The sequence below is a fragment of the Acutalibacter intestini genome (assembly GCF_034334985.1).
In the GTDB taxonomy this organism is placed as follows: domain Bacteria; phylum Bacillota; class Clostridia; order Oscillospirales; family Acutalibacteraceae; genus Acutalibacter; species Acutalibacter intestini.
Map to the genome: position 1 here is coordinate 1 of NZ_JAWXXL010000066.1, position 8,326 is coordinate 8,326.

General features: G+C 50.1%; 12 protein-coding genes. 11 read left to right on the plus strand and 1 reads right to left on the minus strand.

Annotation, left to right across the window (positions count from 1 at the left end):
• From U8U68_RS21045 to U8U68_RS21070, 6 genes are all read left to right on the plus strand, one after another.
• Nucleotides 1-1,323: recombinase family protein (locus U8U68_RS21045; RefSeq protein WP_322204314.1), on the plus strand; the 1,323-nt coding region annotated here is incomplete at its 5' end.
• Nucleotides 1,316-2,854, plus strand: a complete 1,539-nt coding sequence (locus U8U68_RS21050) for a recombinase family protein (RefSeq protein ID WP_322204316.1) — start codon at nucleotides 1,316-1,318, stop codon at nucleotides 2,852-2,854. The genes U8U68_RS21045 and U8U68_RS21050, both read left to right, overlap by 8 nt.
• A gap of 157 nt (nucleotides 2,855-3,011) precedes the next feature.
• Nucleotides 3,012-3,578 carry a recombinase family protein gene (locus tag U8U68_RS21055; RefSeq protein WP_322204318.1) on the plus strand — a complete coding sequence of 189 codons (567 nt, stop codon included), beginning with the start codon at nucleotides 3,012-3,014 and terminating at the stop codon, nucleotides 3,576-3,578.
• A 20-nt stretch (nucleotides 3,579-3,598) separates the two neighbouring features.
• A complete protein-coding gene (locus U8U68_RS21060) occupies nucleotides 3,599-3,937 on the plus strand; it encodes a recombinase family protein (protein ID WP_322204320.1) in 339 nt (112 codons plus the stop codon).
• Nucleotides 3,909-4,706: a DUF4368 domain-containing protein gene (locus tag U8U68_RS21065; RefSeq protein WP_322204322.1), complete on the plus strand. Its 798-nt coding sequence runs from the start codon at nucleotides 3,909-3,911 to the stop codon at nucleotides 4,704-4,706. The genes U8U68_RS21060 and U8U68_RS21065 overlap by 29 nt, the downstream gene beginning before the upstream one ends.
• Nucleotides 4,707-4,798: 92 nt before the next feature.
• Nucleotides 4,799-5,353 carry a replication initiator protein A gene (locus U8U68_RS21070; RefSeq protein ID WP_322204324.1) on the plus strand — a complete coding sequence of 185 codons (555 nt, stop codon included), beginning with the start codon at nucleotides 4,799-4,801 and terminating at the stop codon, nucleotides 5,351-5,353.
• 32 nt (nucleotides 5,354-5,385) lie between these two features.
• Here U8U68_RS21070 and U8U68_RS21075 read toward each other — a convergent pair whose 3' ends face one another.
• Nucleotides 5,386-5,598: a helix-turn-helix domain-containing protein gene (locus U8U68_RS21075; RefSeq protein ID WP_322204326.1), complete on the minus strand. Its 213-nt coding sequence runs from the start codon at nucleotides 5,596-5,598 to the stop codon at nucleotides 5,386-5,388.
• Between the two features lie 241 nt (nucleotides 5,599-5,839).
• On the opposite strand from U8U68_RS21075, the gene U8U68_RS21080 reads away from it, so the two are divergent.
• The 5 genes from U8U68_RS21080 (at nucleotide 5,840) to U8U68_RS21095 (ending at nucleotide 8,222) form a co-directional block, all read left to right on the plus strand.
• Nucleotides 5,840-6,163 carry a hypothetical protein gene (locus U8U68_RS21080; protein ID WP_322204328.1) on the plus strand — a complete coding sequence of 108 codons (324 nt, stop codon included), beginning with the start codon at nucleotides 5,840-5,842 and terminating at the stop codon, nucleotides 6,161-6,163.
• Entirely contained in the window at nucleotides 6,160-6,357 is a 198-nt protein-coding gene (locus tag U8U68_RS21085) for a hypothetical protein (RefSeq protein WP_322204330.1), read from the plus strand. The genes U8U68_RS21080 and U8U68_RS21085 overlap by 4 nt, the downstream gene beginning before the upstream one ends.
• Nucleotides 6,358-6,366: 9 nt before the next feature.
• Complete coding sequence (locus U8U68_RS22570; protein ID WP_367575878.1) at nucleotides 6,367-6,672, plus strand: DUF6076 domain-containing protein; 306 nt, start codon at nucleotides 6,367-6,369, stop codon at nucleotides 6,670-6,672.
• Between the two features lie 199 nt (nucleotides 6,673-6,871).
• Nucleotides 6,872-7,504, plus strand: a complete 633-nt coding sequence (locus U8U68_RS21090) for a recombinase family protein (protein WP_322204332.1) — start codon at nucleotides 6,872-6,874, stop codon at nucleotides 7,502-7,504.
• A 151-nt stretch (nucleotides 7,505-7,655) separates the two neighbouring features.
• Nucleotides 7,656-8,222, plus strand: coding sequence for a hypothetical protein (locus U8U68_RS21095; RefSeq protein WP_322204334.1), 567 nt, complete (start codon nucleotides 7,656-7,658; stop codon nucleotides 8,220-8,222).
• Nucleotides 8,223-8,326: the final 104 nt, after the last annotated feature.

The window sequence follows — 8,326 nt, forward strand, 5'->3', positions numbered from 1 at the left end:
GCCATTGATTCCGGGTTTTACTTGGAAAAATATTTCCCTCTGCACCACGTTCGGTTTATCGCGGTCAATGACCAGTATGACAGCGAGGACAACTCCAACAGCGCCGCCCATATGATAGTGCCATTAAAAAACATGGTGAACGAGGCCTACGCCGCCGACATCAGCCGGAAAGTGCGCTCCCAGCAGCGGCAAGCTATGAAGGAGGGGCAATTTGTGGGGAGCCGCCCACCCTATGGCTACCTCAAAGACCCCAAGGACTGCCACAAGCTGGTGGTGAATCCTGATACCGCGCCGGTTGTCAGGCAGATATTTCAGTGGACAGTGGACGGAGTTTCGCTCCGTCAAATTGTACGAAATCTCAATGAAAGCAGAGTGCCTACTCCTTCCCAATATCAGGCTAATGTAGGCATAATCACCCATGAGCGGCTGATTGGCAGCGGCCCTTGGCAGACCCGCGTTGTCAATAAACTGCTTGCCGATCAGGTATATGTGGGCGATATGGTGCAGGGAAAAACGAAAGCCGTCGGCCATAAGCAAGAGCTTGTCCCCATGAAGGATTGGATTATTGAAAAAGATACCCATGAACCGATTATTTCAAGGAAAATGTTTGAAAAGGTTCAAGCCATTCGGCTGGAACGAAAGGACAAACACCACAGTATCGCAAAAACACCGTATACCCCAAATCTTCTGCGTGGCCGCATATTCTGTGGCGGCTGCGGCGGACATCTTCAACGGCACCGGCACGAGGGAGGCTATCTGTACTATTGTATCGCAAACTCCAGCATTGAGCGAGGCGCTTGCATAAAGTACACTTCGATTAACGAAGCGAAACTTTTTAAGCTGATTATATCCATCATACGCCGGAAAGCAGAAATAGTCATCGGAAATGAACTGCGGCTGAAAGGATCGGCAGGAACGCTTTCTGATGAACTGGACAGAATAGAAAGCGAGGCCAAAAAGCTGAACCAAGAGACTGTGACTGCCAAAAAATTCATGTCTCGCTTATATGAGAGCCTTGTTTCCGGGCTGCTGAGCCAGGATGAGTATCTGGAAATGAAATCCGGCTATGAAAAGAAAGTTGAGGAATTACTTGGTGAAATTCAGCGCCTGAAAGAGCAGCAGTCCACATTAGAGCATCAGGTAAAAGAGTATGTCAGCCTTGCGGATATGTTGTCCAACGTGGACGCGAGTACCGAACTGACCGCACAGCTAGTAGATGCTCTGATTGAGCGCATCACCGTCAACGGCCCGGAGGACATCTCCATTGACTTCCGCTTTGAAAGCGGCTTTGACGAGCTAATGGAGGTGCTGGGGAATGAATAAGCTGACCGCGCTCTACATCCGGCTTTCCACCGAGGATTATAAGGTGGAGAGCATGAGCATTGAGAATCAGAGATTGGCTTTGCACAAATTCGCTGAGAATCTGGATGATCTGGCTGACTGCAAGGTTCGGGAATTTGTGGACAACGGCTACTCCGGTACGAACTTCGAGCGGCCAGCCGTTCAAGAACTGCTCGATCTGGTGCGAGAGGGCAAAATTGGCTGTATCATCGTGAAGGATTTCAGCCGGTTCGGTCGGAACAGCTTGGAGGTCGGCTACTTCATGGAGAAGGTCTTTCCGCTCTATGGAGTGCGGTTCATTTCTGTCAATGATGATTTTGACAGCGGAAAGCTCCACGGCGATACCGGCGGGCTAAACGTGGCGTTCAAGTATCTGATAAGCGAGTTTTATAGCCGGGACTTGTCCATAAAATACAAAAGTGCCAAATATGTGAAATTCAAGAGGGGCGAGTACCAGAGCAAGATTTGTCCCTACGGCTACCAAAAGAGCGATAATGGCCGAATGGAGCCGGACCCGGAAACTGCTCCCATTGTGCGGATGATTTTTGAAATGGCTGCGCAGGGGCAGAATACCACAGCAATAATTAAGGCGCTGTTTGACCGGGGAATACCCACCCCTGGCGAGTACAAAAAGGCGAAAGGGCAGGCTAATCATGATATATCCAGGTGTGGAGGGATATGGGGCGGCTCCTCAGTCTTGAATATTCTTCACGATGAGCGGTATACCGGGACATATATTATCGGTAAGCGTGAATCTCGGGAAGTGGGAAGTAATCTTGTCAGGCTGAAAGATGAGAGCCAGTGGGTAAAAATCCCGGAGCACCATCCTCCCATAATTTCTAAAGAGTTGTTTGACAAAACGCAAAGTACGATACGACGGGCAAAATGTCCAAAGAAACACGTCCACCTTTATCCTTTGCGGGAAAAAGTCTACTGCGGAAACTGCCTGCACAGGCTCTCACGAGTTGGCAATATGACCTTTCGCTTCGTTTGTAGGCATTCACAAGCAGACTCGAACGCTCCCTGCCATGGGCTTAGAGTGGATGAAACTGAGTTGGAATCTGTGATTTACGAGATTCTGAAGAGGCAGGCGCAAATCCTCTTAGATATGGGTGATGTGGATGTCAGCGGGATGAAGGCTCTTTCATCAAAACGCACAGGAAATGGCCAGCAAATCGGCGAAATGCAGGAGCAAAAACGCAAACTCTTTGAGCAAATGATTTTGGGTGAACTGAGTGAACAGGAGTACAGAGATAAAAAAGCGGCACTCGACGCTGAACTTGTCAGGTTACAGGAAACGCAAGCTGCCCTTTCAACTAAACTAGCCCAGCAGCAGGCAGATGAAAAAACGAAAAAAGCCAACAAAGTGTTGGCGCAAAAGGTGGTGGATATGGGAAATTTGAGTTCTGAACTGGTGGATGCTCTGATTGAGAGGGTGTACGTCTATCCGGGGCAGAATGTTGAAATAGTCTGGAAAGTAGCCGGTTTTGGCGCTGGCGAGGGAAATCTTTAAAAAAATTATTGTTGTCTTGGGCTTGACATACGGGTGCCTAAGCTCGTGGAAGCGGAAAATGAGGCCATCCTCGTGGAAGTGGAAAACAGAACATGATATAATCCTCTCAAGGGCTATGGTTTGCGCCATAGTCCTTTTCTGTTGAGGAGGAACGATCATGGCGCGAAAGAGTAGAAAGCACCCAAATATTGACTTGATTTGCAAACCAAGTCGAGACACTGTCGGCTATATCCGTCTGTCGGTTCAGGATAAAGATTCTTCTGGTTCCGTCGAAAATCAAAAACTTATCATTGAAGAATGGGGACACCAACATCAAACTCCTATCATGCACTACTATATCGACAACGGTTTCAGCGGTAATCGCTTTGACCGCCCAGCATTTCAGCAGATGATTCAGGACATTCTTGCCGGTAAAATTAAATGTATCGTTGTCAAAGCCCTTTCCCGGTTAGGCCGTGACCACATCACAGTTGGCTATCATCTGGAGATTTTTTCCCCAAGCAGCGCGTCCGGTTTGTATCCGCCAATGACCAATTTGACACAATCGATGGGATCACCAATCAGAATAAAGAAGTCCCAATCCAGTCAAGAGTTCGCATTCCGTTTATCAATCTATTTAATGAGTGGTACGCCAAGGGCACCTCGAAGAAAATACGGGCGGTTTTCCGTAACAAGGGAATGTCTGGACAGCGGCTGGCGTCAAACGCCCCGTATGGCTACATAAAAGGCGAGGACGGGCATCTGGTGGTGGACGAGGAAACCGCCCCCGTGGTGGAGTTGATTTTCCAGCTATGCGCGGAGGGCAACGGCCCCGGCAAAATCGCCCGGATGCTGAAAGAGCGAGAAATCCCAACGCCGGGAACAATCGCCTTTCGGCGCACAGGCCAGACAAGCCGCTATTACCCGGACGCCCCCTGCCGCTGGAACCCCGCCACCGTCCTGAGTATTTTGGGACAGGACGCCTATTTAGGCCGGACAACGAATTTCAAAACTACCAAGCTCTCCTATAAGAGCAAAAAGACGATTTTCAATTCCCCGGATAAGCGGGCGGTATTTGAGAACACCCACGAAGCCATCTATTGATAAGGAGACGTGGGAACTTGTACAGAAGAATCGGGAGCAGCGCCGCCGCCCGACAAAGCTGGGAGAAATGGGTATGTTTTCCGGGCTTGCCTACTGCGCGGACTGCGGGGCGAAGCTGTACCATCATCGAGCTTCCTCATATTCTAAAGAGCAGGAGAACTATATCTGCGCAAATTATCAGACAAGGCGCCAGTGTACCGCCCATTATATCCGGGCCGTGGTGCTTGAACAGCTTGTGCTTCAAAATTTGCAGAGGGTGGTTGCCTATGCACAGGATGACGAGGATGCGTTTGTACGGCGTGTCATAGAGAACAAAACCGCTGTACAGCAAGCGGAGCAGGAACAGGCCAGGCGCAGGCTGGACAAGCAGGAGCGGCGGGCAAACGAACTGGACGCGATTATTCAGCGGCTTTACGAGGATCGTGTTGCGGGGACGTTGAGCGTGGAGCGGTTTGCAAAGCTGTCCGATGGATACGAAAAGGAACAGGCCGAGCTGAAGCAGTCCATAGAGGAATTGTGGGAGGTTGTAGCCGCCGCCGAAGCCCAAACGGTCAATATCCAGAGCTTTATGAAAATCGTGAAGAAGTACACCGAGCCGACGGAGCTGACTCCGACGCTCCTGCGTGAGTTTGTGGAAAAGGCGGTTGTTCACGCCCCGGACAAATCCAGCGGCCACCGTGTCCAACGGATTGACGTACACTATAATTTTATTGGAGAGATTGGTTTTTCCCCGGAATTTAGCCAGTACAGCAAAAAGACAACTGTATGACACTTTCGCATCATACAGTTGTCTCCCCAACAGTGAAAACTTCTTTATACGTACTGCCCATATCGTCATGAAATAAATTGAATCTAAAACCCATGCGCCCTCAGAGTGCCAGAGGCTACCGGTATCTGGTGGTCCCAAAGGAGCTGATCGAGAACCTGGCGTTCTCCAGCCTGGACTTCGGTGCGGTGATTCTGTACGCAAAAATACTGAAACGGGCTGGTCTGTCTGCCCAGCATGAGGATAAGTTTCCTGACGAGCATGGTAGGCTTTTCATCATCTACACCGTAGAGCAGATGAAGCGTGATTTGCAGAGCTCCCACCCCACTATCGTCAAGCTGACAAAGCAGTTGGCGGATATTGGTCTTATTGAAAAGGTGCGCCAGGGCAAGCCCTCGAAAACCTACATGGGGGATCTTTTTGCTGCCGTAAGTCCCGCGGGACGCTTCATGGATCCGGCGTATCTGTTCCAGAAGGGAGCGGTTCTCCAATTGGCGGGCGCTTGGCGTTCGTCTGCGCCATGCATAATAGCTGCTTTTGGAGACCTGAAGCCATTGCGCCATCTTTGCGATCAGGTAGCCGTAGACTGCAATTTCGCCAGCAGACAGCCGGAAATAGAAGATAGGATTGGGCAGAGGAAAAAAGTTTGAGGGCCGCTTTGCCTTTGGCGAAGTGAAATAACTTATAGCGCACAGCATCCTGACTGGCTCTCAATCCACGAGGGGAATTTCTTCCTGGGCGCCACCAAGCGAGAGAAGATTTTCAGCACTGGGAATTCTTCTTGGTGTAACAGTTCATAAGCTCCCGCTTGAGATATGCCCAACACTTCTGCCACTGTCCTCGCGTTGAGAAACAGCGGCGTCCCCTCGTGGGGGTTGAATTTGGATTTCTTCATTCACTCATCCCCCTAAATCATGTTTGACATTTTAAATTCTGTTCGTTACAATAGTCTAGCAGGGATTACCCCGGGTTTCAATGGCTTTGCTTTGGACAAAGAGGGGGAAATGCCGATTTCGCATCGGTAACAGGAGGAACCATGGACTACTTTGACGGGGTTTCGTTTTTGTTCTGGTGATAATCTAATTGCTGGCAGGCGTATATATTCGCTGGGTGAAATCACCACGGAATGATTGGATTTGAAAAATGAGTGGATTTCCGAGTTGCAGAAACGCACAGATATTTTCGTGCCTGTCATGAGGGAAATGTTTGCAAGCAAAAATGAAAATATCGCTTCTGACGTGCAGAAACGGTTGAACATGATTGGGGATTTGTTGTTGGGAATGCCTCCTTATCGCGACATGGGCACGGATATTAAAACGAGGCACCATTTCTTTTCTATACTGATTGCTGATTCAGAGAAATGGCAGGAGGCTACCACTCCCGAGACCGAAGGCCGCAAACGTATGGATTCGTTTTTCAGCATGATTGGCGGGCTTTTGCAAAACTTGTTGGCTTTTTGAACCAGGTGGACGCCATTCTTGCCCTCTGCTTTGAGCCGCTGGGCCGGAGGACCAAAGATGCCGATTGGGAAGTAAGAGCGGATGTGGCTATCGAGTTTGTGCCTGTGAGCAACCTGGACGAATCCCACCGGCCTTTAATCGCCGAAAAGCTGCAATTCAATAATCTGATTAACTTTTTATATGCTGACTTCTAACGCGGACTGATTCACGGCAACTGTCCTCGCCGCTGCCACAACTGCGGCAAGTATTTTCTGTTGACTGCTGGGTACAACACGTGCTGCTGCAACATCACCGCACCGGGTGAGACCTCCCGCACCTGTCGCAAGGTAGGCGCTCATAATAAAGCAGAAAAAGAAAAAGCCTCCAAGACCCCGGCGCAGCGGGAGTGTCGGAGGGCTTACAATCGCTTGAAAGCGAGGAGGGCCTGCAGGAAATTTCAACGGAGGAGTGGAGTGGAAGAAGAAGGTTGCGCAGGCCCGGGAATGGAAGGAGTTAGCAGAGTAGGGTAGGCTATCGGATAGCGAATTGCGGGAAAAGCCAGTCTTTAGGCTGGATTTTCTTTGGTTAAACAACGCAAATTTTGAGGCGTGTATCCATGAATATATAAAGCCAGCCATCGGGTTAAGAAAATCCGGTGGCTGCTTTTTTGTTTCGTCCTTCCTGCTGCTATAATGTAAAATATTATTACAACAGGAGGGAGTGGGTTATATGAAAACATATGGCTATGTGCGGGTTTCCAGCACAGAACAGAACGAGGAAAGGCAGGTTGTGGCGCTGAACATCAAGTCTGTACCGTCCCCCAATATATTTATGGACAAGCAGTCCGGCAAAGATTTTGAGCGCCCGCAGTACAAAAGGCTGGTGAAGAAACTGCGCCCAGGGGATTTGCTCTACATAAAAAGCATCGACCGCCTGGGGCGCAATTACAAAGAAGTCCAGGAGCAATGGCGCATCCTCACCAAAGAAAAGGGCATCGACATTTGCGTCATAGACATGCCGCTTCTGGACACCCGCACCGCTAAAGACCTTATAGGCACCTTTATCGCCGACCTGGTGCTGCAAATCCTCTCTTTTGTGGCGGAAAGTGAGCGCGATAACATCCGTCAGCGGCAAGCCGAGGGTATTGCGGCGGCAAAAGCCCGGGGTGTAAAATTCGGCCGGCCAGAGCAGGAGCTGCCCGACAATTTTCAGGTGCTACTCTTGGCATGGAAGAAGAGAGAGATTAGCCTGCGGGAAGCCGCGGACGCTTGCGGCCTGGCAAAATCCACCTTTTATGACGCCGCCAAACGCACAGAATCCGAGGAAAAAGCAATAAAAAAATCGGCTTCCGGAAACTTGTAAGTAATCGGACACCGATTTTTTTCAAAAAACAGCTTATCTTTTTCGAAATAGGGCCGATATACTGTGTGTAAGCGAATAAAAAATGCTAAATAGCAGCTGTCCGGTTACCTACACTTGACCGGACAAAACAGCAGAAGGAGGGTGTCAATCCATGCAGATACAGGATGTGTTATTTGATGGGGAGCCCTCTCCACAGCCGGATGAAATGAGAGTCCGGTTAAGTGATTTGGCACAGGAAATCGTTTCGCTTCTTGTGGAAAGCGACGCAGAGCACAGCCACGAGCTGCTGAGCAGCTTTGTGGGCGATTTGCTTATGTCCGCCACCAAGCAGTCCATCAAAGAGGATAGGCGCAAAAAGCAAGCCGAGGGCATTGCGAAAGCCAAGGCTGAGGGAGTGTCTTTCGGACGCAGGCGGAACCCGCTGCCGGACAATTTCGAGGAAGCCCGGATGCTGTGGCGCAATCACAAATTGAAATTAAAAGATGCGGCAAAGCATTGCGGCATGGCAGAAACCTCCTTTTATGATGCGGTCCGCCGCATGGAAAAGCCGAACAAGGTGAACAGCCGCAAGCCTTTGCCGGAGAATTTTGAGGAAGCCCGGATGCTGTGGCGCAGCCACAAGCTGAAGATGAAGGATGCCGCTGAGCGCTGCGGGATGGCCGCGACTACCTTCTATGATGCGGTGCGGCGGGTAGAAAGCGCGGAAGCCCGCGATTAGAAAAACTGGGAAGGAGCCCAACATGTTGTCATTACGATTGAAGCCCGGTGAGTATTTCACCATCGGCAAGGATATTACCGTGCAGGTTTTTCAAGATCGGGGCA